Genomic DNA, 21,595 nt, shown 5'->3' with positions numbered 1-21,595 from the left:
CCTACGACGGTCGTGTGAGGTTCGGACCGACGGGAATCGGTTGATCGCCGGCCACCGGTTCTGCCCGGTACCGTAGCCTGGCGGCCAAACCGGCCGGGAGACTCCGCATGGAGGGGGCCGATTTCCCCTCACGCGGGACACCGGTTCCCGATCATCCGGGCGGGCTTCGCGCGGACGGGGTCCGGCTGTGCACCAGGGATCCGCACGCCCGGCACTGCCGTTCCCAACGGCGGAAGAGCCCGTTGGAAGGACCGAACCATTGACGACAGCGCCCGCATGGGCGGTGACGAGGTGGAGGAGCGCTGGAATGTGCTGCGCGACCTCGAGGACTGGCTGCGGATCCCGATGCTGGTGCTCAGCTTCGTCTGGCTCCTTATCGTCATCGTCGAGCTGGTGTGGGGCATCACCCGCGTGCTGGAGGTCTTCGGCGAACGTCTCCATCGGATTGGGGACATTGATGGAGCAGTACCGGAGCCGATCGGGGTTCTCGAACACGACATGGCCCTCGAAGACGCCGAGGCGGACGAAGCCTTCACCCGGCAGGACACGCTCGACACCCCTTTGTCTCACGCAAGCGATCAAGGAGGCCCTCAGGCGACGTCGGCGGACACGATCTCCGAAGGAGCGGTGTGCCTGCGAAGCATCCGGGCGCGACGACGGCAGGGACGCTCCACCCGGTGTCGGTTCGGGAAAAGCATCAGTTCCCTGGCACACGAGGGCGGCTCCACGGATCGGCCGCCCATGGCCAAATCCGCCGGGCGGACTAGAATGGTCCCGCGGAACGGATGCCGCATGGCCCACGGGAAGCCCGCGCATGAGTGCCGGGTCCAGGAGGTTCGCCCTTTCCCTCGTCCCCGCCGCTCTCCTGGCGTTCCTCCGGCCGGCGACCCGCATCCGGGTTGGGCGTTGACCGTGGCGGCCGCGAACGGGAACCGGAGGTCGCGGAGCATCGTGCCCCGGGCCGAACCTGGAGGAGGCCATGAATCGCTCCCAGTCCGCCCCGGATGGGCCTCCCACCGGCATGGATGCCGGCGAGATCAAGCAGCGGATCATCCGCGCCTACCGTCGGCTTGCCTCCGCCCCGGTCGGGGGGAGCGGCTCGCAGGCCGTCATCATCGCCCGGTTCGGGCCGTTGGAGGCCCGGCTGTCCAAGGTCCCGGCGGGGGAACCGTCCTCGGGCATGCCCATGTACTGGATCGAGATCCACTCGCACGCGAGAGGCTGCGTCATCGATAGCTGCGGGATCTGCGAGTTCGGCGAACGCGATCTGGCGAGGGCCGTCGACCTGATCATGCAGGCGGCACGGGAGGGCCGATCCCTTCAATGAAGATGGAGAACCGCTTGAGGATGCAGGGCATCGACGATGCGATCGCCGTCAAGGGTGCCAACGTCCAACTCGGGGACGGACTTCCCGTCCATGCGCGTGACGGCGTCCGGCGGGTCGCGGCCAAGTCCTTCGGCCGCCTGAGCGCCGCCTCCGTCCACTTCAGCCTGGAAGGGGGAGAGGCGGCGACATTGCGATGGGCGGAGGCTATGTCCGGCTGACCCTGCTGGGAACCCCGCTCGTCCAGATCGATCCGAGGACCAATGCCGTTGTCGCGATCTTCAAAGGGACCGGATGGGGAGACGCCCTTCGCTTCGGGGTGGATCGCTTTAGATATCGGGACATTCGATCCGCCGGCTCACGCCGCCGGATTGAGACTTTCCAGCCGCTACGGGATGGCCTGTCGATGATCCGCGGCACTGAAACCGATCGCGAGTGACGTCTCGCGTTTTCTCCCGATTGCGGTGGGAAATATCTCATCCTTTCCGACACTTGCCTTCCATTTGGTGGTCGTTGCTGCCGAATGCTGGTTAGATCATTCGCCTCTTTGAGCGCTGGCGCGGGGCTGACCTTAGCCGTACTTCCGCGAATGGACCGCAGGGCGACCTGCATGTGACCACCCGTTTACGGGCACTTTAGAGTTGATGTTGCTCCAAGTCTTGAAAGCCGGCCCAATGACAGATCGGCCTCGAGCCTCTCAATGCGATCTCAGCGGCGCAGCTTGGCTGTGGCGGCTGCCAGCAGGGCAGATTGTGACGATGGGCTGGCGCCGTGGTCGGGCTCGGCATAGCTGCCGGGCAGCAGCTTCTCAAACCGGGAGCGGATCTTGCGGTAGCACTCACAGGCTCCCTGCTCGAGACCGGCGCGGTCGATCACCGCGATGCCGCCGCGAGATTGCTCGATTAGGCCCGAGACCTGGAGGCCGCGCAGGACCGTGCTGACCGTCGAGCGCTGCACGCCGAGCATCTCGGCCAGGAACTCATGGGTGAGGGGCATGGCATCCTCGTCCAGACGATCGTGCGTGCTGAGGAGCCAGCGGCAACACCGGGCCTCGACCGGGTGCAGGGCATTGCAGGCCACCGTGTGGTACGCCTGGGCGAGCAGCGCCTCGTTGTAGGCGAGCACCTGCCGTTGGAGATCGGGGCGCGCCAGGATGGCCGCGTGCATGTGGTCGAGCGGGATCCGAGACGCAGTGCCGGGGATCTGCACCACATAGCGCCCGAAGGCCTCCCGGCTGACGAAGGCGCTCAGCAGACCGAACAGTCCCTCGCGTCCGAACAGGACCACTTCCGCCAAGCGGCCATCTTCCATGACATCGACGAGGGAGATGATGGCGTCGTGCGGAAAGTAGGTATAGCGGATCGGATCGCCTGGCTCGTACAGCACAGTGCCGCGCGGCAGAATCACGACCTCGAGATGCGGTTTGAGAACGGCAAAATCCTGGGGTTCGAGCGCGGCAAGGAAGCGGTTGGCCCGGTGGTCCAGTGGCGATCCAGTGGCCCCGGAGGGGCGGCGTCCTTCCAAAGGCATGATCCTCTCGGACACGAGCGATCATCTGATCGGGAAGGATAACGCGCTGGCGGCAACTTGGTTTAGCCAGGGAGGGACTACTAAGAGCTAGATGGCAAGGAGCGCCCTGACCACGCGAAGATCCCAATAGGGGTGCGGCAACAGCGGGTCGAGTTCCGCTCCGATCTGCCTCATCAACTCAAACTGCTCAGCCGTTCGCATCAGGATCTGCCGATGAGCCTCTTGCAGCCTTGACGTTTCCGCCATGACAGCCGCGGCGCGTTTGAGCAGCGCATCTTCCTCAGGCTGAAAGGCCAGGGCAAGGTTTCCATCCTGCCGGCCCCGGCAATCCTCGATCTCGGCCAGTGCGTCCAACCGCGTCGCCTCATCGAAGAGCTTCTGGCGAGCGTCGTTCAAGGAGATCTGCCGGGCGACGGCGCGGGTCTCTTGAGCCTGCCGACGTTACGCGGCGGCCTTATCATGGCGTAGCGAATGCAAGGCCGAACCTTTTGCAGAGCAATTCAGATATTAACGTACTTCAGTAGCCTCCCGTTCGCCATCTCATAAGGGGTATACTGGCTTTATCATCGGCAAATCCGAACCCGTGCGCGCCGATGGCTGAGAGAGACGTGCGCTCCCGCCTGCATGGCCGGCGAGTGTCGCCTTGAACGACCTCCAACAAGAACGCGAAGACCTGATCGCCGCAGATCGGCATCTTGCGGCAGGCGAGCAGCGCATCGCCGCCCAGCTCGCCTTGATTCAGAGGATGACCAGGGACGGCTACGATACCACCCTGGCGAGGGATCTGCTGCGGGTGCTGGACGAGACGATGGCGACTTGGCAGGAGCACCGCCGGCTCATCCTGGACGCCATTGCCCGGCATGAGCGGGCTAGCTCCAATCCTCCGCGGACGAATCCTGGGCCGGAAGCGCCCTGACCCTGCCCACCCCCTTGGGCAGGTGGTGGCAGAAGCGGATCCAGTTCGGCCTCGAACTGGCGGAGCCGCTGAGCCTGCTGCCAGACCTCTTTCTGGAACTGCTCAAGGGCGTGGCGCAGCGGGGCTGCTTCGGTCATGGCCGTCTCAGCCCGCTGGAGCAAGGAATCGTCCGCAATGCTCATGACGACACCTCTCAGCCGTAATGCCAGCCCTAATGCAGTACCCAAAACCAACGTTCCAGACTGAGCGTTACGCGAAATCCGCGGTCTCGCTTTGAACAGAACCGGATCTGATCCGTTGGCCAATATCACCGGCCAGTCCGAACCCGTAGGCGCTGGTGGCCGAGAGAGACGTGCGCTCCCGCCTGCAAGGCCGAGGAGCGCCATCGTGGCCGACACTCCCAAACCGCCGACGACCTACACCGACTATGATGCGCATGCGATCCGAGCCTTCCGAGAGGGGCTGGAGCAGGCGCGCAAGGCCCTCAGAGACACTGATCACATGGTGACACCCGACCGAGCCAAGCTGGTCCACCCAGACCATCAGCAGGAGCCTCCCAAAGAGCCCAAATAGTAGTTCCATCAAGGGATTCATCGGAATCTCGGGCTTCCCGTCTGGCCTGGTGAAGTTCCGTCACGAGCCGATAGACGGGCGAACTCGTCGCGGAGCAACAATGGCTGGTCGGACGCTGCGATCAAGATTGGAGCATTCAGGTCTTGGGCTTGCGTCGGATCGCCTCGTTCTCCCCGGAGCCGGCTGTGCTGGTGTCAATTTCCAAAACTTCGGCAACCCGCTGCTTGCCACGATCCTGTTCAACCCTGACCACCACCGTGGTGCCTCGCGGCAGCCAGACATAGCCAGCCTCTTTGAGCACCGACATGTGCAGGAAGGCGTCTCCGTACCCGTTGCTCAGTGCCACGAAGCCGAATTGCTTCGTGAGATCAAACCAGGCAACCGTTCCGGCGATCGTCATGCAGGCTCAATCCGGGGTCTGGGTCGGGTATTCCACGACCACGGAGAGCGCGGCCCGGATCACGACCTGTCCAGCCTCGTCTCTGACACTGACGATGAAGGTGCGCTGGTCGCCATTTGGGAGTTCGTCCCAGGCCATTTGCGGGAGTTCCTCCTGGGCGACGGCTTTAGCCGCCTCGATGTCCTCCAGTTCCTGCCCCACCTCGTCGGGAACGAAGAGGTTGTCGTCATAAGTATCGAAGAAATAGTGAGGCACAGGCGCTCCAAGCATTGAGACCGGTAGCCGTCAACGCTTGGCTTAAAGCCTTGTTCTCTGTTCCAGGAGGGGCTTATCGGAAATTCGGCTCCTGATGCGCGAGGAGCGCCCGCACCGTCGCTGGTTCCCAATAGGAATGCGAGAAGAGGGGATCGAGTTCTCGTCCGAAACCCGGAAGGTCCGAAACTGGCACGACGCGGAAGTACGACCAACGTCCGCTCAGCCGTGGAGCAGCAGACCTTCCCAAAGTGCCGGAAATTTCCTGGGGTGGCACGACGGCGACATTCCCTGCTGGCCTGAATGTCGCTTGAAACCGGACGCTCGCAGGGATTGCCGGCCCCATCCCTGAAGTTGAAGCCTCGCCTGGGTCTTTATCACGTTTATGCGATGCAAGGTGTGTGAACTGGCCGGAAGGAGCTAATCGTCTATGCTGCCATGAGGAAATCTGCGCCTGGAGTTCCGCGATGACCAACCATCCCGCCCTCCATCTTGACTGCCGCTCCTTGCTGATCAAGGCGGCCATCACGTCGAGCTCCTTGATCATCCCGCAGAGCCTGCCTGCGGCTGAACTCGTTCCGACACCAGGGCAGACGGAAGGGCCCTTCTATCCTGTCGAGTTCCCGCCCGACATGGACAATGACCTGGTCCGGGTCACAGGCCAAGCCGCTCAGGCTCTGGGCCAAGTGATCCATGTGTCAGGGCGTGTGCTGGACACCCGCGGTCAGCCCAGGCCGGGAAGCGTGGTCGAAATCTGGCAGTGCGATGCGAACGGTATCTACCGTCATCCTCGTGCGGGTGGGCAGGGGCGCATCGATCATGCCTTCCAGGGCTATGGCCGCACGCAAGTGGACGAGCAGGGGCGATATCGGTTCCGCACCATCCGGCCGGTGCCATATCCAGGTCGGACGCCGCACATCCATTTTGCCGTGCATATGCCGGGGCAGGGACGTCTCGTCACGCAGATGTACATTGAGGGCGAGCCTCTCAACGCACGTGACGGGGTGCTCAACCGCATCCGTGATCCTCAGGCTCGCCGTAGCGTGATTGTGCCCTTGGCTTCTGCGCAACTGCCGGAGCCAGGCGCACTCCAAGGGCATTTCGACATTGTCGTGACAGCTTAGACCGTGCCGACCTCTCAATTAGCTCAGCAGGTCGAACAATCCTGGGCAGCGCAAGAAGCCGAATTTCGCCGATGAGGCGGTAAGCAGACCTCCAGGCAGATCCAGTCTACACCCCTCTTTGACCCGATCCAGAACTTCGCTGCCGCACGGCATCCGCGCTAAAGCATATCCAGGGGCATAAGGCGACATTGGTTGATCGTGATGGGCTCAGTAGGCTCGAACCGTCTCTGAAAAGTCATTCGGCGATCACCGGCAGGGGTCACACGTCATGCGGCGTTTCGCTTTCACAAGCCAGGACTACCTTCGCGATCCCGCCTCGACCCTCGCAAGGCTGAGGGCGGCAGGCCCCGTTGTGGAGGTGCGTTTCCCGATCATCGGGCGAGCCTGGATCACCACCGACAGCGAGATGGCCAGCCGCGTCCTGAAGGACAGTGAGACCTTCACGATGCGCAGGAACGGCTCGCTCGCTGGCGTGCGCTGGTGGATGCCTGGATGGATCCGCACGCTGGCGGTCAGCATGTTGTCCATGGATGAGCCGGACCATACCCGGCTGCGTAGCATCGTCGACGAGGCCTTCCGGCGTCGCGCCGTTCTCGACATGGAGCCAAGGATTCTTGCGATTGCCGACGGGCTCGCGGCCGAGCTTTTTGCCGATGGCAGCCCGGCTGATCTGGTCGAGCGCTATGCCCGCAAGCTGCCGCTTGTGGTCATCTGCGAATTGCTCGGTCTGCCTCGTGCCGACAGGCCCCGCTTCATCGCCTGGGCCAACAGCCTGACTCGCCTGACCGGCACGCTCAGCCTGCTGCGCATGATCGCCGGCCTCCGGCCGATGAAGCGATACCTGGAGGGACGCTTGCAGGTTGCCCGCGACACCGGTGGCGAAGGCTTGATCGCGGACTTGGCCCGCGTGGAAAAGGAGGGTGGACGCATCAGCGGCCAGGAGATGGTGGCCACGGTCTTTCTGTTCCTGGGTGCCGGGTCTGAGACCACCACACATCTGATCAGCGGATCGGTCCATGAACTCCTCAGGACACCTCGTCTGCGCGACTGGCTCGAGGAGGACTGGAGCCGCGCACCGCTCGCCGTCGAAGAGTTCCTGCGCTTCGTCTCCCCGGTGCAATTCACCAAGCCCCGCTTCGTCGGAAGGGACATCGATCTCGGTGGGATGAGGCTGAAGAAAGGGGACCGGATCATGGCTATGCTGGCCGCGGCCAATTTCGACCCTGACGCCAATTCTCACCCTGAGAAGCTTGATCTGGCGCGACGGCCCAATCGGCACTTGGCCTTTGGCACGGGAATCCACTTTTGCCTCGGTCATCAACTCGCCCGGATCGAGGCGCGGTGCGCACTGGAGGCGCTGTTCAAGCGTTGGCCCAGGCTCGAACTGGCCGTGCCGCCGGACACCATCCGGTGGCGGCCGCGGCCTGGCCTCAGGGCGATCGAACGGCTGCCGGTCACGGTTTCGGCCCGGTAACCTGTCCCCATTTGTGCTCGATCAGGCCTCAAGTCAGATGGTGACCCGTGCGCCCACCTTCGAGCAACGCTTCACATATCCAACGCGGAAGCCATCAGCCTAGAAGCAACGCTTGGCGAGCAAGGGTATTCGCCGTCACGGCCGGTCGCCAACTTATGTGAATGCAAAGCTCTCCGCTTTGAAAGAAACGTTAAGACGAAGTTAATCGTATTAACTCCGCCCGAACTCAGAACTTCGTGGGTACCGTGCGGCACAGCCTTGGAGACGCGCTGATGTCAACTGGCGAGCCGAAGCATCGCATTCTCGTCGTTGAGGACGAGGCCATGGTCAGCATGCTGCTCGAGGACATGGTCCTGGACTGCGGCTGCGAGATCATCGGGCCCGTGGCAACGTTTGATCGCGCCCTGGAGTTCGCCCGCGAGGGAGAGTTCGATGTTGCCGTTCTCGACATCAACCTGGGTGGGACGCTCAGCTATCCCATCGCCGAGGTGATCCGGACCCGCGGAATCCCAGTGATCTTCGCCACCGGGTACGGCGCAGCCGGACTGCTGGACAAATTCTAGGATTGTCCAACCCTCCAGAAGCCGTTCAGCCTGAGTGATTTTGCTCAGTCCGTCACGGCAGCCTGCGACCTGTCTCAGGCGATGGAAAGGAGCCCACGTTCGCGGGCCGGAGCAGATCAACCGCCACTCCCCGCCCGACCTTGAGGCCGGTATCATTCCGCCCAGGGTGTATTCCGGGCAGTCGGCGGATGGGAGCTTTCAGGTTCCAGGATGAGGGGCTGATCCTCTCACGAACTCGATTTGCGCGACCGTGACTCGCCAGGGAGGCTCGCGATCGAGAATTCGGCCGACGCGGGGCTGGATGGTCCGTTCATCAAGCAAGCGGTGGAGGGCTTCGCCCGCAAGGACGAGATCCTTGCTTCCGAACTGGCATTGCTCGCCGCCGAGCTGGAGCGGCAGGGCCAACCCGTGATCGCTGCCATGCTTCGGCAGGCAAGCCACCGCTACCGGATCGCCAGCGCACGGGACCGCATCCTTGCGATGGATCAGGGGACATGGCCCTCGTGAAACCAACGTCCCGATCCCACGTCCCTCAACCGTAGCAGTCGAAGACGCAAGGTAAGGCCGGGGTGGCGTCTACTTGCGCCTGTCGTTGTCGTATACGTTGGTGCGGCCCGCGGTCGTCCCAGAGGTGCCGGTCGTGCCTGCCGTGGTGGTCCGTGACCGCCCGCGCATGAAGTACCAGACGAGGCCGGCAATGATCGCCAAGCCGATGATGATCCACAGCCAGGAGGTCCCGCCGCCATCGGTTGTTGCGGGCGCGGCGGGCGAGCCGGACGTCGCAGGCGGCGTTGCCTGGGCGAGGGCCTCGTTCACCGCAGCAAGTGTCACGATCGTCGAAGCTTAGAGCCTGTTGAGCATCATGTCCCTCTCTCGGCCACAGGGGTTATGGACCAACGTTGGCGCCAAGCCCGCGTTCCTCTCACCGCAAGGACTGAAGTAGCCTAGCCCTTGCGGGGATCAGGCCACTCAGACCCAGCGGGACGAGGCCTCTTCCTCCGTCGGCAGGCGACCATCGGGGGTGAACTGGTCGACCGCGTCGGGCAGCTCCTGCGAGAGTTCGGACAGGAGCTGCTGGCGCGGTAGCCCGGTCTGCTGCTCCAACTCGTCGAGCGTGTCCGGCCCGAGCGCCTGCGAGAGTTCATCCGGCGCAATCCGTCGGTTCTGGCCGGTGCCGACCCAGGAGTCGACGTGGTCGCCGTAGCCGTTCTGGCGGAACTGGTCGAACAACCCACCCAGGCCGCCCCCGCTCGCACCGCCGCCGAGCAGTCCGCCCAGCAAGCCACCGAGGCCTCCCGGGAGGGCGCCGCCGAGACCACCGGACATCCCGCCGCTAAGACCTCCGCCCTGGCCGCCGAGCATGCCGCCAAGGCCGCCCTGGCCACCCAGGATGTCCCCGAGCCCACCGCCCATGGAGCCACCCTGAGAACCGGAGCGGTAGTGCTGGAAGGCCTTGGCGGCCAGCAGCATCATGAGCGCCTTCACGATCGGCGAGGTCGCTCCGCCGCGGCCATGCATTGAGGCGCCTCCGGCTCCCATCATGTTACCCAGGATCGAGTCGAGCAGTCCCATCGCAATCTCCTGTCTTGCGCCGTATCACGGCCGAATGTGATGACCCAGGCCGGAAGCCCGGAATGCGGAGGGAAGCCCGGCCGAGCCGGACTTCCGCTGTCTTGTCAGAGCTTGCGGTCGCCCGGCAGGCCGGTGGTGCCGGTGCCGCGGACGTTGCGGTCGTCCTCCACGTCGACTTCGGTCTTGCGCACGGTGTCGGAGATCGTCTCGGTGCGCTGGTCGGCCTCCTTGCGGACGACCACTTCCTCGACCACGCGCGCCTCCTTCGAGACGACGGCTTCTTCGCCGCGCTCCTCGACCTCGATGGTGCGCTCCTGGAACGGATCGCCGGCGAGCGCGCCAGCCTGCGTCGCGCCGGAGACCGGGCGGCGCTCCACCGCGACCCGCTCCTCGCGCAGGGTGACCTGCTCCTGCACGGGCCGCTCGATCACACGCGAGTGCAGGCGCACGCGGCCGCGGTTCACCTCGCGCTTGCCAACATGCAGTTCCTCCTCGGCGACCGGGATCACCTCGTCGGTGGCGCGCGCCGTGGACGGCGCCCGATCCGTCAGCCTAGTCGCACCTGTCGCGGTGGCGCTGGCGCCGGTCCACCCCTCCGAGCGCCAGGTGGTTTCGCGCTCGTCGAAGTCGACCGTGCCCTCATCATCGAGAATGTCGACGATCCGGTCCACTTCCGTATCGGAGGCGCGCACCGTCACCAGGGCGCCGCCGCGCCGGATGCCCTCGGCATAGGCATGGGCGTCATTCTCGTCCACGCCGGCGTCAACGAGCGCACCCGTCAGGCCACCAATGGCCGCGCCGGCCCCGGCACCAACCAGAGTGGACACCAGCCATCCGGCCGCCACCACAGGACCAAGCCCCGGGATGGCCAGCATGCCCAGGCCGGCAAGAAGGCCGGCACCGCCACCCGCGAGCGTGCCGACTGTGGCACCCGTGCCGGCACCGTCGCTGACATCGTCGTCATGATGGTTCGTGCCATCGAAGGTGCGGCTGGCATGCGACGAGTAGCGGTCCCCCTCGTTGTTGGCGATCAGGCTGATGTTGCCGCGGGAAATGCCGGCGGCCTCCAGGCGGCTGACGGCCTCCGAGGCATCCTCGTAGCTGTCAAAGAAAGCCGTGATGGTCTTGTTCGTCATGTGTGTTCCACTTTCTCGGAATGGATGCGGCTGTGCGCCGGCATCCTGATTGCTGGATGGATTGAATGATGGAGATCGCGCCTACTGGGTCTGCACGGTGCCCTTGTAGTCGATGCCCACGCTGACGGACTTGCCGTCGCGCTGGGCCTTGCCGCGCCAGATGCCCTGATCGTCCTTGCGCAGCTCGGTGACGTTGCTGAAGCCCTGCGCCTCGAGGCGGGAGCGGGCCTGCGTTTCCGTGAAGCTGTTGGCGCCTGGCTCGACCGCGCCTGTCGTCTGCGGGCTGTCGGCGGGCTTGTGGGTGACCGCAGGATTCGACGAGCCACTGTTGTTCGTCGGCTGGGTCGCCGAGGTCTGGGCCATCGCTGCCGTGGTCAAGGCCGACAGAACGGCCAGAGTTGCAAAGCCGAGGCGTCTCAAGGTGCTTCTCCTCTGTGTCAAACACGTAGGGGCTCAATGTGCGACTACGGCGACGGTTCCGACTGCCAAGCTTGTGGGCAGGAGGCTATTCCTGCGGAGGAGCGGGGAACTCCCCTTCCCAGCACCCGTTGGTTGTCGCTTACCGTGAGAGGATCGATGGCCGACCCAGTTCCAAACCCGAGCACGCGTCTGGATGACCAGGAGCAGGTGCCTGTCCTTGATGACGCGCTGAGGAGCGATCCTCGAAATGTGGCGGAGGGGGTCATCCCTGTCGTCGAGGAGACCGCCACGGTTAGCAAGCGGCAGGTCGTAACCGGGCATGTCCGGGTGCGGACGGTCACCGACGCCGTCGAGGAGTTGGCGCACGCGTCCGTGCAGCGGGAGGACGTTGAGGTCACCCGTGTGCCCATCGACAGGGTGGTCGAGACCGTGCCTGAGATCCGGACCGACGGCGACGTCACGATCGTGCCGGTGCTCGAGGAGGTGCTCGTGGTCGAGAAGCGCCTCGTACTCAAGGAGGAACTGCACATCCGGCGCCGTGCCAAAACCGAAACTGTCGAGGTGCCGGTCACCTTGCGCAAGCAGCGCGCGATCGTCGAGCGCGAGGCTCCGGATGGTGTGGCCGCCGCTGATGAGGCTGCCTCGGAAACCGACAATCCGCCTCGGCGTTGACGAACCGTAGCGGTTCACGAGCGTGAGGTCTGTGGATGCGTCGGTTCCTGCGTGACAATGGGCTGTCACTCACCTTGTTTGCCCTGTTCCTGGTCTCGTTCATCGGCCAAGCGCTGACGGGCTGGAAGGCCGATGCCGAGGAGCTCCGCCTGCATGAGCTGCCCGCAATCGGATTTCTCGCCTACCTGACCAGCGGTCACTTCATCTCGGCCACCTTCGAGAACTGGGAAAGCGAATTCCTCCAGATGGCGACCTACGTGCTGCTGACGGTCTTCCTGTTCCAGAAGGGCTCGCCCGAGTCCAAGAAGCCTGATGAGGACAATCCCGAGGATGAAGCTCCAGCAACGAGGCGGCGCGAGCCGGATGCACCGGGTCCGGTCCACCGCGGTGGCCTGCTGCTGAAGCTGTACTCGCACTCGCTCAGCCTCGCCCTGGTGATCCTGTTCCTCCTGTCATTCTGGCTTCATCTGGCGGGCAGCACGCGTCGGATCAGCGAGGAGGCTCATCAGCACCATCAGCCCTCCCAGACCATGATCGAGACACTCGCGGATCCGCAGTTCTGGTACGAGAGCTTCCAGAACTGGCAGAGCGAATTCCTGTCGATTGCCGTGCTGCTGGTGCTCGGCATCTTCCTGCGCGAACGCGGCTCGCCGGAGTCAAAGCCGGTGGCTGCCCCGCACGCCGCGACCGGTCACTGAGCGTCCAGGGCAAGATCGCTCCACTGTCCCGGGCTGGGCTCACGTCGGCGCGTCGTCCCTCGCCGTCGGATGGCCTTGACGGGATATTCGGCGGCGATATCTCAACCCGCCTGGCCGGGGCGGTGCGTTGGACGACTACTTCGTGATTCAGCCGATCGGTGGCTTGTGGGCTGTCGTCAGCAGCGAGATCATTCTCGCCCGGTGTCCCACCGTGCCCGAAGCCATTCGGGCGGCGGTCCAGGTGGCTGCCCGGACCGCAAGCTACGGCAGGACGGTGCAGGTGGTGGTCGAAGAGCCGGGGAGGGGCCGCACCGTGATCTGGGACTCAACCCGCGACGGATTCAGCCGTGCCTGAGTCCTTTTGATCCGCCTGATCTCGACGGCGGCTTTCGCTGACGGGCTGCGTACGGGAGCCGCGGACCTTCAGGATCAGGACGATCGAGCTCAGCATCAAGCCAAGAGCACTGAAGATGAGCACGGGCATGCTGCCGAGTGCAAAGCCATAGACGGTCCAGAGCAGGAGCCCGAAGGTGCGCACCGCGAACATGCGCAGGGAGATGGCCGCCACATCGCCGGTCCGGCAGCATTTCACCACCTGTGGCACGAAGCTGTAGAGGCCGATGCAGCCGGCTGCGGATCCAATCAGGGTTGCGAGCGACACATCCATGGTTCAGCGCGCTCCGGCTGCCTTAAGGCCACGCAGCTTCAGCACCAGGATGATGGCAGCAAAGACCACGTTGAGCGCGTTGAACAGGATAACGGGCACGCTGGCGATCATCAGCCCGTGCACGATCCACAGGCCATAGGCAATCAGCGAAGCGACGTACATGCGCTTCGAGATCGCCTCGGTGTCTCCTTCACGCCAAGCTTTAATGACCTGCGGCACGAAACTGAGGCTGGTGCACAGCCCCGCCGCCAAGCCCAAGGCCGTCAGCCACCATGTCTGCATGGTCCGCTCTCCCGTCGCGTGAACGTCATGAACAAGTCCGGGATGGCGAGGTTCCCGAGACAGGCGATCGTGCCGCACCGCTGCCTCGTCCTGCCTCCAGGCAGGAGTTCTGGTACGAGGGCTTCCAAAACTGGCAGAGCGAGTTCCTGTCGATTGCCGTGCTCCTGGTGCCCGGCATCTACCTGCGCGAACGCGGCTCGCTGGAGCCGAAGCCCGTGGCCGCTCCGCACGCCATGACCGGGCACGGACCATGCCAGCACCATCGCCGGTCAAGGCCCTGCGGCCTCGACCACGACGGGCCTGACCGCGGGCATTGCGAGGCTGGAGACGAGCCATAGGATCGCCTCCACCGACGGCACTCGCTGGCCCGCGACGCAGCAAGCGCGATCAGAGACGATACGGAACATAGGAAAGTGCCTGCGGACTGCTCATTTCGAATGGTTGCCGGGCAAGGGCTTCCGCGAGGACAGACCTGCCCTGCACCAGGTTTCCGGAACAGTCACGGTGCACTCCCGTTGATGCCGGGCACCGGCATGGTGCACCGCACAACGAGGTTCCATGAAGTTCGCGCCCGACGATTACCTTGCCTTCTTCCCTCTCCACCATGAAGTCGAGGATCATCCTCCGCTTCGCCTCCCGTCCCGGCGCAGAACTTCCGCGAAGAAGAGGCGGATTTCTCTGGCCCTGCAAGGGGGTGGATCGTTCGGAGCCTTCACCTGGGGCGTGCTCGACCGCCTGCTGGAGGAGGAGACCATCTCGTTTGATGCCGTGAGCGGCGCCAGCGCGGGTGCCGTGAACGCCACTCTGCTCGCATCCGGACTGGCGCAGGGCGGGCCAAGCGCCGCGAGAGCAGCTCTCGAACGCTTCTGGAAGCGAGCCAGCGAGGCGGCGCCCAGGGTCCACGCCGGTTTCGCCGCCGAGGTCGCTGTCCGGCATCTCTCGCCGTATCAGTTCAACCCGTTCAACCTGCATCCTCTGAAGACGCTCCTGGCCGAGGAGATCGACTTTGAGGCCCTGCGGCAGCAGTCGAAGCCCAAGCTCCTGATTGCCACGACGCGGGTGCGCGACGGGCGCCTACGGATCTTCCGCGAGAAGGCCCTGACACTCGACGTGATCCTGGCCTCGACCTGCCTGCCGGTCCTGCACCATGCGGTGTCCATCGACGGCGAGGCATACTGGGACGGCGGGTATTCCGCCAATCCGCCCCTGCTCCCGCTCGTCTCCGCCTCGCGGGCCACGGACGCATTGGTCGTGCAGATCATGCCTTCCATCGGAGCCGAGATGCCAACCTCGGCGTCGGAGATCCGCAAGCGCATCGAGCAGATCACGTTCGCCAGCTCGCTGGCGCGGGACATGGACGCCTTGGCCGCCATGAAGGAGCTTGCCGGTCCCCATGAGCAGGGCTCCCGCCTGGGCCGCAAGCTGCAAAGGCTGCGGTTCCATCACCTCTCGGCGGAGGCCGAGTATCCGGCCCTGGGCGAGGCCAGTGCGCTCAACCTGGATTGGACCTTCCTGCTGGCGCTCCGGGATGCAGGCCGTCGGGCAGCGGAGCGGTGGCTCGACCAGGGATTGGGATGAACGACGTGCCGAATCAGGCCCCATCGACGGGCGTGGCATCCGCAACAACGTCGTCGAGGACTTCCGCTTCGCGACGACCTTCAGACTGCACGTGGGCCATGGCCGCGCTCGCTCGCGCGAGGCCTTCGGCGCTCCCGGGGACTTTCCGGCGCCCGCCTGCGTTATCAGGAGGGCCGCGGACTCAGGCTTGCCTCTCGAGGTTGCGACGTGGCGATCAAGGATTTGCAGAAGCTGATGTGGAACGGGGCAATCCTCTCCGGCGGGTTGTCCGTTGTCGCCCGTGTGCATGCGCATCAGGCGTGGAAGAGGTTCGAGGCGGCCCTGGCCGATGCCCGCGCCCATGATGCCGGCGACAGGCTCTACCAACGCGACTGGGATTTCAGGTACTGGGACCGGATCGGAACCCGGGCAGCGGAATTCTCGATCCTCTGCTCCATCCTGTGGCTGTTTTCCAGGCTGCTCTCCCCGTGATCCGCCCCGTGTGATCGGAAAGGCAGGCGCAGGACCCGGATCCTGCACGGGCTGCGCCCTCCCGGTCCCCGTTGGGTCGCCCGGTCAGATCGTGATCCGCGATCCCACCTCGACTGCCCGGTCCTCCGGGATGCAGAACTGGTCCGAGATGTCGCTCGCGGAGCGGGCCATCGGAATGAACAGGTAGTCCTGCCAGAGCGGCAGTCCCGAAGTGGGCGAGGCCTGCAAGGCCCGCCGCGACAGGAAGAACGATGCGTTGTCCACGTCGAACCCGGCCGCCCGGAGCGCCTTCGGGAGATTGGGGCTCTCCATGAAGCCGAACCGCACCGACACCCGCGAGAACCGCTCCGAGAGCTTCTCCACGGTGACGCGACCCTCGTCCGGACGGCGCGGGATCTCCTCGGTGACCACGGTCAGGATCACGTTGTGGTCGTGCAGCACCTTGTTGTGTTTCATGTTGTGCAGCAGGGCCGCGGGCACGTCCTGAGCGTTGCCGGTCGGGAAGATGGCGGTGCCGGGCACCCGCGGCACCGAACTGCTTTCGGCCATGCGCATGAACTCGGCCAAGGGCGGGCGACCGCGGTGCGAGATCTCGGCCAGCAGGCGCGTGCCCTTGCGCCAGGTGCGCATCAGGATGAACAGCCCCGTCCCGATCAGCAGCGGGAACCAGCCGCCATGCGGGATCTTGAGCGCGTTCGCCCCCAGGAAGACGAGTTCGATGGCGAGGAACGGGGCGATCACCAGCGCGGCCACGACCGGGGACCAGCGCCAGAACCTCCAGGCCACGATGAACAGCAGGCTTGAGGTAATGACCATGTCGCCGGTCACGGCCAGGCCATAGGCCGCCGCCAGGGCACTCGACGATTCGAACAGCACGACGACCAGGATCACCGCCACGAGCAGGAGCCAGTTGATCGTGGGAACGTAGATCTGGCCCTTCTCGGTCTCGGACGTGCGCATCACCCGGAAGCGCGGGAGCACGCCCAGGTGCATCGCCTGCTCCGAGATCGAGAACGCGCCCGTGATCACCGCTTGGCTGGCGATGATGGTGGCCACCGTCGCGAGGATCACCATCGGCAGCAGGGCCCAGGAGGGATAGAGCAGGAAGAACGGGTTCTCCAGGTGCTCGGGATGGGCCAGCAGCATGGCGCCCTGGCCGAGATAGTTGAGGGCGAGTGCCGGCAGGACGAGGCCGAGCCAGGCGGTGCGGATGGGCGAGCGTCCGAAGTGGCCCATGTCGGCATAGAGCGCCTCCGCCCCGGTGACCGACAGGAACACCGCGCCCAGGGCAAGGAGACCGGCGGTGCCGTGGTTGGCCACGAAGCCAAGACCATGCACCGGGTTGATGGCGGCGAGGATGCCCAGGTCGTCCCGGATGTGCAGCAGGCCGCCCACGGCCATGACCAGGAACCAGAAGGCGGTGATCGGGCCAAACCAGGCGGCCACGCTGGCCGTGCCGAACCTCTGGACGGCAAACAATGCGATCAGGATCGCGAGGCTGATCGGCACCACGTAGGGATCGAAGGCGGGCGTCACCAGCTTGAGGCCCTCGACGGCTGAGAGGACCGAGATGGCCGGCGTGATGATGACGTCGCCGTAGAACAGCGAGGCTCCCACCATGCCGAGGACGATGGTGATTCCGGTGCTGTGACCAAGAGCACGCTGGGCGAGGGTGACGAGCGAGAGGGTTCCGCCCTCGCCGTTGTTGTCGGCCCGCAGGACGAAGACCACGTACTTGAGGGTGACGATGATGATCAGCGTCCAAAGGATCAGGGACACCACCCCCAAGACCATCTCGCGGGTGAGGGCACTGGCGCCCGCGTGGCCGGTGGCGGAGGCGAGGCTCTCCTTGAGGGCGTAGAGCGGGCTGGTGCCGATGTCGCCGTAGACCACGCCGATGGTGCCAAGCGTCAGGGCCCAGAAGGATGTCGGGGTCGCATGCCCGTGTCCCGCCGGGGCGACATCCACCCGTTCGCTGATCCCGGTCGCGGCCATGAACCCTCCCACCTCTTCAGCGGGGAACAGGCTCCCCTCGGCTCAACGTGGCGGCACGGCGGAGGGTTTCACTCCTAGGGAGCGGCGTGTTCCGGAACGCCGATAAGCGTCCGGAAGCGGCTGCGATGGCGGATGGGATCACTCGGCGTCGGGTGGGTCGACGGGAACCGGGAGCCAATGGGAGGGCTCCAGCACGACGCTGCCATCGATGTAGGCCAGCCATTTCCCCCGGAACCACACGCCCGTGTGCCAGCCACCCTGATGGGGGCAGAAGAGGAGAAGAGGCTGGTCGTCCTCCTGCGGAGCAGTGGAGATCGGTTGCGGGGTCAAGCTTGCCTCCGGCCAAAGCCGGACCTCCTGTGCCGCAGGCGAGGCCACAGGGCAAGGCCCCCACCTGCGTTGCCGGGGATTGTCCCCAGCGGAGCGCGGGGAAGCCGGACTGAGGGATGGGACCTTCCGGTTCGGGCACCGGACGTTCCTGCCGCGCGTTGGTTGACCATGGTGGACGCACTCAAGCTCGTTGCCGTGTCATCCGACGACCCTCCCGGCGTGGTCGCCTCGGCCGCCTATGCGGAAGGGCGGCGCGTGGCCGAGATCCCGTTCGAGGAGGTCGGCGAGTGGTCGCGCAAGCCGGGCCACCTCGTCTGGATCGGCCTGCATGAGCCCGGCCTCGATCTCCTGCGGAAGCTCCAGGCGGAGTTCGGCCTGCACGAGCTGGCCATCGAGGATGCCCTGAAGGCGCACCAGCGGCCCAAGCTGGAGCAATACGGCGAGGCCCTGTTCGTCGTCGCGCGGACGGCCCAGATGCTCGACGGGCGCATCGCCTTCGGCGAGACCCACCTGTTCGTCGGGCGCGGCTACGTGGTGTCGGTCCGCCATGGCGCCTCGACCTCCTACACGCCGGTGCGGGAGCGTTGCGAGGCGGCCCCGACGGCGTTCTCCGAGGGCAAGGACTTCATCCTCTACGCCATCCTCGATTTCATCGTCGACAACTACATGCCCGTGATTGAGATGATCCAGGCCGAGGTGGAGGAGATCGAGGACAGCATCCTGGCCGAAACCTCGGCCCCGCTCCACATGCGGCGTCTGTACCAGCTCCGCCGGGACCTGCTGCGGCTGCGCAATGCCGCCGTGCCGCTGGTGGAGGTCTGCCGGCGTCTGGAGCAGCCGGAGCTGCCGGGGATCGACCCTGCCATGTCCCCGCTCTTCCGCGACGTCTCGGACCACATCCGCCGGGTGCAGGAAGAGATCGAATCCCTGCGCGAGGTGCTGGCGTTCGCGTTCGAGACCAGCCTGATGCGCGGCCAGGCCTAGCAGACCGAGATCACGCGCAAGCTGGCGGCCTGGGCGGCCATCCTGGCGGTGCCGACGGCGGTGGCCGGGATCTACGGCATGAACTTCGACTTCATGCCGGAACTGCACTCGAGATACGGCTACCCTCTCGTGCTGACGGTCATTGCCGTGGCGTGCGGCTGGCTCTACTGGCGCTTCCGCCGGAACCGCTGGCTGTAGGCCCGTCGCGGACCAGCCTATGGCCAAGGACCACAACATGACATAGGTCATTCACCCGATGGCCACTTTTGGTTTCCGCCTGCCTCGTGCCCTGCGATCCCCGTCCGGGACCGGACGCAGGGACCGCTCGACGCGCGCCGGGAGCGGCCCCCCCATCCTGGAGATGGCCCGGCCGTTCCTCTGGTCGGTGGCGGCGGTTGTCCTCGCGACGGGGATCGGTCTCGGACTGACATCCCGGGTCCGTCTCCCGAACGCCTCGATGGTCTTCCTCCTGGCGGTCCTGTTCGCCGCGGCACGCTTTGGCATCTGGCCCGCCCTGTTCTCGTCAGGGCTGTCGTTTCTGGCCTACAACTTCTTCTTCATCGAGCCGCTGCACACCTTCGCGGTCACCGAGCCTCACGAGCTGCTCGCGCTGTTCGTGCTTCTGGTCGCCGCGATCCTGACCTCGACCATCGCCGGCCGGGCCCGGGAGCAGGCGAGGCTGGCCGCCGAACGCGAGACCGCCTCGCAGCGCCTGTACAGGTTCGCCCGGCGCCTCTCGGCGCTTGCCGATCCGCAGTCGGTCGTGGATCACGCCGCCATCCAGGCCCATGGTGACCTGAACTGTCCGTGCGTGATCCTGCTCGCCAGCGAAGGTCGCCTCGGGATGTCGGCGGCCTGGCCCCCGGAGGACCGCCTCGATCCGGAGGTGCTGTCGGCCGCCGAACTCGCCCTTGGGAATGGCGAAGCCACGGGTCTGGGGACCGCGCTCCGTCCCACCGTGCCGTGGCTCTTCCTGCCCCTCCGCGCGCCGGAGGGAGCCATCGGGGTCATCGGCGTCGCCCAATCGGACGACACCCGCCTCAACCCGGAGGAACGGACCTCGTTCGAGACGGTGGCGGAGCTGACCGCAACGGCCCTCGAGCGGGCGCGGCTCGGCCAGGAGATCTCCGCCGCGCGGACCGCCGCCGAGGCCGAGCGGGTCCGCAACACCCTGCTGGCCTCGATCAGCCACGACTTCCGCACCCCGCTGGCGTCGATCCTGGGGGCTTCGACCAGCCTGATCGAGTACGGTGCCCGCCTGCCGGAGCCGGCGCGGCGCGACCTGCTGGTCCAGGTGAAGGACGAGGCCGAGCACCTCGATGGCATGGTCAAGAACCTCCTGGCGATGACGCGCCTGGAGGCCGGAGCGCTGGAGCTCAACCGCGACTGGGTCGATCTTCAGGAACTCTTCGACCGTGCCGTGGCCCTGGCGAAGCGGCGCGGAGCGCACCAGACCTTCGAGGTCCGGGTGGAGGCAGAGCTGCCCTTCGTGCTGGCCGATCCGAACCTGTTGGATCAGGTGCTGGCGAACCTCGTCGGCAACGCCATCCAACACGCAGGCGCCAATGCCGACATCACCCTCGAAGCCAGGCGCGAGGGCAGCACGGTTGTGCTCTCGGTGAGCGATGACGGACCCGGGATTCCTCCCGACGTACTGTCGCACGTTTTCGAGAAGTTCGTGCGCGCGCCAAGGCGGAGCGGCGATGCCGGAGAAGGAACAGGTCTCGGGCTCGCGATTGTCAAAGGGATCGTTGAAGCCCATGACGGGACCGTTGCCGCCGCAAGTCCTGTTGCGGGCCAGCGCGGCACGCGGATCGAGATCAGGCTGCCCCTCCCGAAGGAAGCTCCATGACCCATCCAACCCGCGTGCTGGTCGTCGACGATGAGCCCGCCATCCACCGGTTTCTGTCCCCGGCGCTCCAGGCGAACGACTACGAGGTGCTCAGGGCGGACATGGGCAGCGACGCCCTGCAATGCATCGCGTCGGAATCGCCCGACCTTGTCATCCTGGACCTCGGTCTGCCCGACATGGACGGCAAGGACGTGATCACGCGGGTGCGCGAGTGGTCCGACGTGCCGATCATCGTTCTCTCGGCCCGGGATCGCGAGGCCGAGAAGGTGGCGGCCCTCGACCTCGGGGCCGATGACTTCGTCAACAAGCCCTTCGGCGTGGGCGAGTTGATGGCCCGCCTGCGCACGGCCCTGCGCCATCGCATGCAGCGCCAGGGCGAGACGCCGGTCGTAAGCGTCGGCGGTCTGGAGATCAATATCCCGCGCCGGCAAGTGACGTGGCAGGGTAGCGAGGTGAGCCTGAGCCCGAAGGAATTCGATCTCCTCGCCTTCCTGGCCCGTCATGCCGGCAAGGTGGTGACGCACCGGCAGGTCCTGACCGCCGTGTGGGGACCGGCGCACGAGCACGACACCCAGTACCTGAGGGTCTACGTCGGCCAGCTCCGGCAGAAGATCGAGCCGAACCCGTCCGATCCCCGCTTCATCCTGACCGAAACCGGCATCGGCTACCGCCTGCTCGACGTGGATTGAGGGGCAGGCGGGGCGCCGTCTTTATACGGCCTTTATATCCCGCCCCTCACTTCCCCATCGAATTTTTATGCGAGCCACGTCATGTCTCACCCG

Annotated in this window: 29 protein-coding genes and 2 pseudogenes; 19 read left to right on the top strand and 12 right to left on the bottom strand. The window is 65.5% G+C overall.

The features are described from left to right. Positions 1–979 precede the first annotated feature (979 nt). From NF876_RS27580 to NF876_RS27570, 3 genes are read left to right on the top strand one after another with little or no spacing between them, the layout of a single operon-like run. The gene (locus NF876_RS27580; RefSeq protein ID WP_262271556.1) at positions 980–1,327 is read left to right on the top strand and encodes a hypothetical protein; all 348 of its coding nucleotides are present in this window, start codon (positions 980–982) and stop codon (positions 1,325–1,327) included. A gap of 14 nt (positions 1,328–1,341) precedes the next feature. After that, a complete protein-coding gene (locus NF876_RS27575; protein ID WP_262271555.1) occupies positions 1,342–1,545 on the top strand; it encodes a hypothetical protein in 204 nt (67 codons plus the stop codon). Next, a complete protein-coding gene (locus NF876_RS27570; RefSeq protein ID WP_262271554.1) occupies positions 1,521–1,763 on the top strand; it encodes a hypothetical protein in 243 nt (80 codons plus the stop codon). Before NF876_RS27575 ends, NF876_RS27570 begins: the two co-directional genes overlap by 25 nt. A gap of 269 nt (positions 1,764–2,032) precedes the next feature. On the opposite strand, the gene NF876_RS27565 is transcribed toward NF876_RS27570, so the two are convergent. Both NF876_RS27565 and NF876_RS27560 read right to left on the bottom strand, forming a co-directional pair. Further along, positions 2,033–2,854 carry a Crp/Fnr family transcriptional regulator gene (locus NF876_RS27565; protein WP_262271553.1) on the bottom strand — a complete coding sequence of 274 codons (822 nt, stop codon included), beginning with the start codon at positions 2,852–2,854 and terminating at the stop codon, positions 2,033–2,035. Between the two features lie 87 nt (positions 2,855–2,941). Beyond that, positions 2,942–3,250: a hypothetical protein gene (locus tag NF876_RS27560; RefSeq protein ID WP_262271552.1), complete on the bottom strand. Its 309-nt coding sequence runs from the start codon at positions 3,248–3,250 to the stop codon at positions 2,942–2,944. Positions 3,251–3,497: 247 nt separating this feature from the next. Here NF876_RS27560 and NF876_RS27555 point away from each other — a divergent pair, with 247 nt between their 5' ends. The 3 genes from NF876_RS27555 to NF876_RS27545 all read left to right on the top strand — a co-directional run bounded on the left by NF876_RS27555 (position 3,498) and on the right by NF876_RS27545 (position 4,343). Further along, positions 3,498–3,770, top strand: a complete 273-nt coding sequence (locus NF876_RS27555; RefSeq protein WP_262271551.1) for a hypothetical protein — start codon at positions 3,498–3,500, stop codon at positions 3,768–3,770. A gap of 14 nt (positions 3,771–3,784) precedes the next feature. Then, positions 3,785–3,973, top strand: coding sequence for a hypothetical protein (locus NF876_RS27550; protein ID WP_262271550.1), 189 nt, complete (start codon positions 3,785–3,787; stop codon positions 3,971–3,973). A 184-nt stretch (positions 3,974–4,157) separates the two neighbouring features. Then, entirely contained in the window at positions 4,158–4,343 is a 186-nt protein-coding gene (locus NF876_RS27545) for a hypothetical protein (RefSeq protein ID WP_262271549.1), read from the top strand. A gap of 136 nt (positions 4,344–4,479) precedes the next feature. On the opposite strand, the gene NF876_RS27540 is transcribed toward NF876_RS27545, so the two are convergent. Both NF876_RS27540 and NF876_RS27535 read right to left on the bottom strand, forming a co-directional pair. After that, positions 4,480–4,743 (bottom strand): cold-shock protein, encoded by a 264-nt coding sequence (locus tag NF876_RS27540; protein ID WP_262271548.1) that lies wholly within the window; start codon positions 4,741–4,743, stop codon positions 4,480–4,482. Between the two features lie 6 nt (positions 4,744–4,749). Then, positions 4,750–4,998, bottom strand: coding sequence for a DUF6894 family protein (locus tag NF876_RS27535; protein ID WP_262271547.1), 249 nt, complete (start codon positions 4,996–4,998; stop codon positions 4,750–4,752). Between the two features lie 464 nt (positions 4,999–5,462). Between NF876_RS27535 and NF876_RS27530 the strand changes: the two genes are divergently transcribed. The 4 genes from NF876_RS27530 to NF876_RS27515 all read left to right on the top strand — a co-directional run bounded on the left by NF876_RS27530 (position 5,463) and on the right by NF876_RS27515 (position 8,663). Continuing rightward, complete coding sequence (locus NF876_RS27530) at positions 5,463–6,119, top strand: dioxygenase family protein (protein ID WP_262271546.1); 657 nt, start codon at positions 5,463–5,465, stop codon at positions 6,117–6,119. 268 nt (positions 6,120–6,387) lie between these two features. After that, complete coding sequence (locus NF876_RS27525; protein WP_262271545.1) at positions 6,388–7,593, top strand: cytochrome P450; 1,206 nt, start codon at positions 6,388–6,390, stop codon at positions 7,591–7,593. Between the two features lie 272 nt (positions 7,594–7,865). After that, positions 7,866–8,156, top strand: coding sequence for a response regulator (locus NF876_RS27520; protein ID WP_315975084.1), 291 nt, complete (start codon positions 7,866–7,868; stop codon positions 8,154–8,156). Positions 8,157–8,396: 240 nt separating this feature from the next. Continuing rightward, positions 8,397–8,663 (top strand): hypothetical protein, encoded by a 267-nt coding sequence (locus NF876_RS27515; protein WP_262271544.1) that lies wholly within the window; start codon positions 8,397–8,399, stop codon positions 8,661–8,663. A 69-nt stretch (positions 8,664–8,732) separates the two neighbouring features. Here the strand turns inward: NF876_RS27515 and NF876_RS27510 are convergent, their stop codons facing one another. From NF876_RS27510 to NF876_RS27495, 4 genes are all read right to left on the bottom strand, one after another. After that, a complete protein-coding gene (locus NF876_RS27510; protein ID WP_262271543.1) occupies positions 8,733–8,987 on the bottom strand; it encodes a hypothetical protein in 255 nt (84 codons plus the stop codon). A 138-nt stretch (positions 8,988–9,125) separates the two neighbouring features. Continuing rightward, complete coding sequence (locus NF876_RS27505) at positions 9,126–9,728, bottom strand: YidB family protein (protein WP_262271542.1); 603 nt, start codon at positions 9,726–9,728, stop codon at positions 9,126–9,128. Between the two features lie 104 nt (positions 9,729–9,832). Continuing rightward, complete coding sequence (locus tag NF876_RS27500) at positions 9,833–10,864, bottom strand: YsnF/AvaK domain-containing protein (RefSeq protein WP_262271541.1); 1,032 nt, start codon at positions 10,862–10,864, stop codon at positions 9,833–9,835. 81 nt (positions 10,865–10,945) lie between these two features. Continuing rightward, on the bottom strand, positions 10,946–11,284 hold the full coding sequence (locus NF876_RS27495; RefSeq protein ID WP_262271540.1) for a PepSY domain-containing protein: 339 nt from the start codon (positions 11,282–11,284) through the stop codon (positions 10,946–10,948). A 156-nt stretch (positions 11,285–11,440) separates the two neighbouring features. Between NF876_RS27495 and NF876_RS27490 the strand changes: the two genes are divergently transcribed. The 3 genes from NF876_RS27490 (at position 11,441) to NF876_RS27480 (ending at position 13,009) form a co-directional block, all read left to right on the top strand. Continuing rightward, entirely contained in the window at positions 11,441–11,956 is a 516-nt protein-coding gene (locus NF876_RS27490; RefSeq protein WP_262271539.1) for a YsnF/AvaK domain-containing protein, read from the top strand. Between the two features lie 35 nt (positions 11,957–11,991). Then, complete coding sequence (locus NF876_RS27485; protein ID WP_262271538.1) at positions 11,992–12,654, top strand: DUF6766 family protein; 663 nt, start codon at positions 11,992–11,994, stop codon at positions 12,652–12,654. Positions 12,655–12,781: 127 nt separating this feature from the next. Continuing rightward, a complete protein-coding gene (locus tag NF876_RS27480) occupies positions 12,782–13,009 on the top strand; it encodes a hypothetical protein (protein WP_262271537.1) in 228 nt (75 codons plus the stop codon). Here the strand turns inward: NF876_RS27480 and NF876_RS27475 are convergent. Continuing rightward, on the bottom strand, positions 12,980–13,321 hold the full coding sequence (locus NF876_RS27475) for a SemiSWEET family sugar transporter (RefSeq protein WP_262271536.1): 342 nt from the start codon (positions 13,319–13,321) through the stop codon (positions 12,980–12,982). The genes NF876_RS27480 and NF876_RS27475 overlap by 30 nt on opposite strands. Positions 13,322–13,324: 3 nt before the next feature. Beyond that, a complete protein-coding gene (locus NF876_RS27470; protein WP_262271535.1) occupies positions 13,325–13,603 on the bottom strand; it encodes a SemiSWEET family sugar transporter in 279 nt (92 codons plus the stop codon). 104 nt (positions 13,604–13,707) lie between these two features. Here NF876_RS27470 and NF876_RS43235 point away from each other — a divergent pair. The 3 genes and pseudogenes from NF876_RS43235 to NF876_RS27455 form a co-directional block, all read left to right on the top strand. Then, positions 13,708–13,845, top strand: a pseudogene (locus tag NF876_RS43235) (DUF6766 family protein); the annotation flags it as partial. 316 nt (positions 13,846–14,161) lie between these two features. Continuing rightward, positions 14,162–15,181: a patatin-like phospholipase family protein gene (locus NF876_RS27460; RefSeq protein WP_262271534.1), complete on the top strand. Its 1,020-nt coding sequence runs from the start codon at positions 14,162–14,164 to the stop codon at positions 15,179–15,181. Between the two features lie 207 nt (positions 15,182–15,388). Next, positions 15,389–15,652, top strand: a complete 264-nt coding sequence (locus tag NF876_RS27455) for a hypothetical protein (protein WP_262271533.1) — start codon at positions 15,389–15,391, stop codon at positions 15,650–15,652. Positions 15,653–15,736: 84 nt separating this feature from the next. On the opposite strand, the gene NF876_RS27450 is transcribed toward NF876_RS27455, so the two are convergent. Both NF876_RS27450 and NF876_RS27445 read right to left on the bottom strand, forming a co-directional pair. Next, positions 15,737–17,647 (bottom strand): potassium transporter Kup, encoded by a 1,911-nt coding sequence (locus NF876_RS27450; RefSeq protein ID WP_262271532.1) that lies wholly within the window; start codon positions 17,645–17,647, stop codon positions 15,737–15,739. 138 nt (positions 17,648–17,785) lie between these two features. Next, entirely contained in the window at positions 17,786–17,977 is a 192-nt protein-coding gene (locus tag NF876_RS27445; RefSeq protein WP_262271531.1) for a hypothetical protein, read from the bottom strand. A gap of 168 nt (positions 17,978–18,145) precedes the next feature. Here NF876_RS27445 and NF876_RS27440 point away from each other — a divergent pair. From NF876_RS27440 to NF876_RS27430, 3 genes and pseudogenes are all read left to right on the top strand, one after another. Further along, a pseudogene (locus tag NF876_RS27440) lies at positions 18,146–19,159 on the top strand (magnesium and cobalt transport protein CorA). A 58-nt stretch (positions 19,160–19,217) separates the two neighbouring features. Then, positions 19,218–20,813: a DUF4118 domain-containing protein gene (locus NF876_RS27435; RefSeq protein WP_262271530.1), complete on the top strand. Its 1,596-nt coding sequence runs from the start codon at positions 19,218–19,220 to the stop codon at positions 20,811–20,813. Beyond that, entirely contained in the window at positions 20,810–21,502 is a 693-nt protein-coding gene (locus NF876_RS27430; protein ID WP_262271529.1) for a response regulator, read from the top strand. The genes NF876_RS27435 and NF876_RS27430 overlap by 4 nt, the downstream gene beginning before the upstream one ends. The last annotated feature ends 93 nt before the right edge of the window (positions 21,503–21,595 follow it).

This window comes from Microvirga yunnanensis (genome assembly GCF_025460875.1).
The sequence above is the reverse complement of the archived record's forward strand: the minus strand, read 5'-3'. Positions and strand labels throughout refer to the sequence as shown.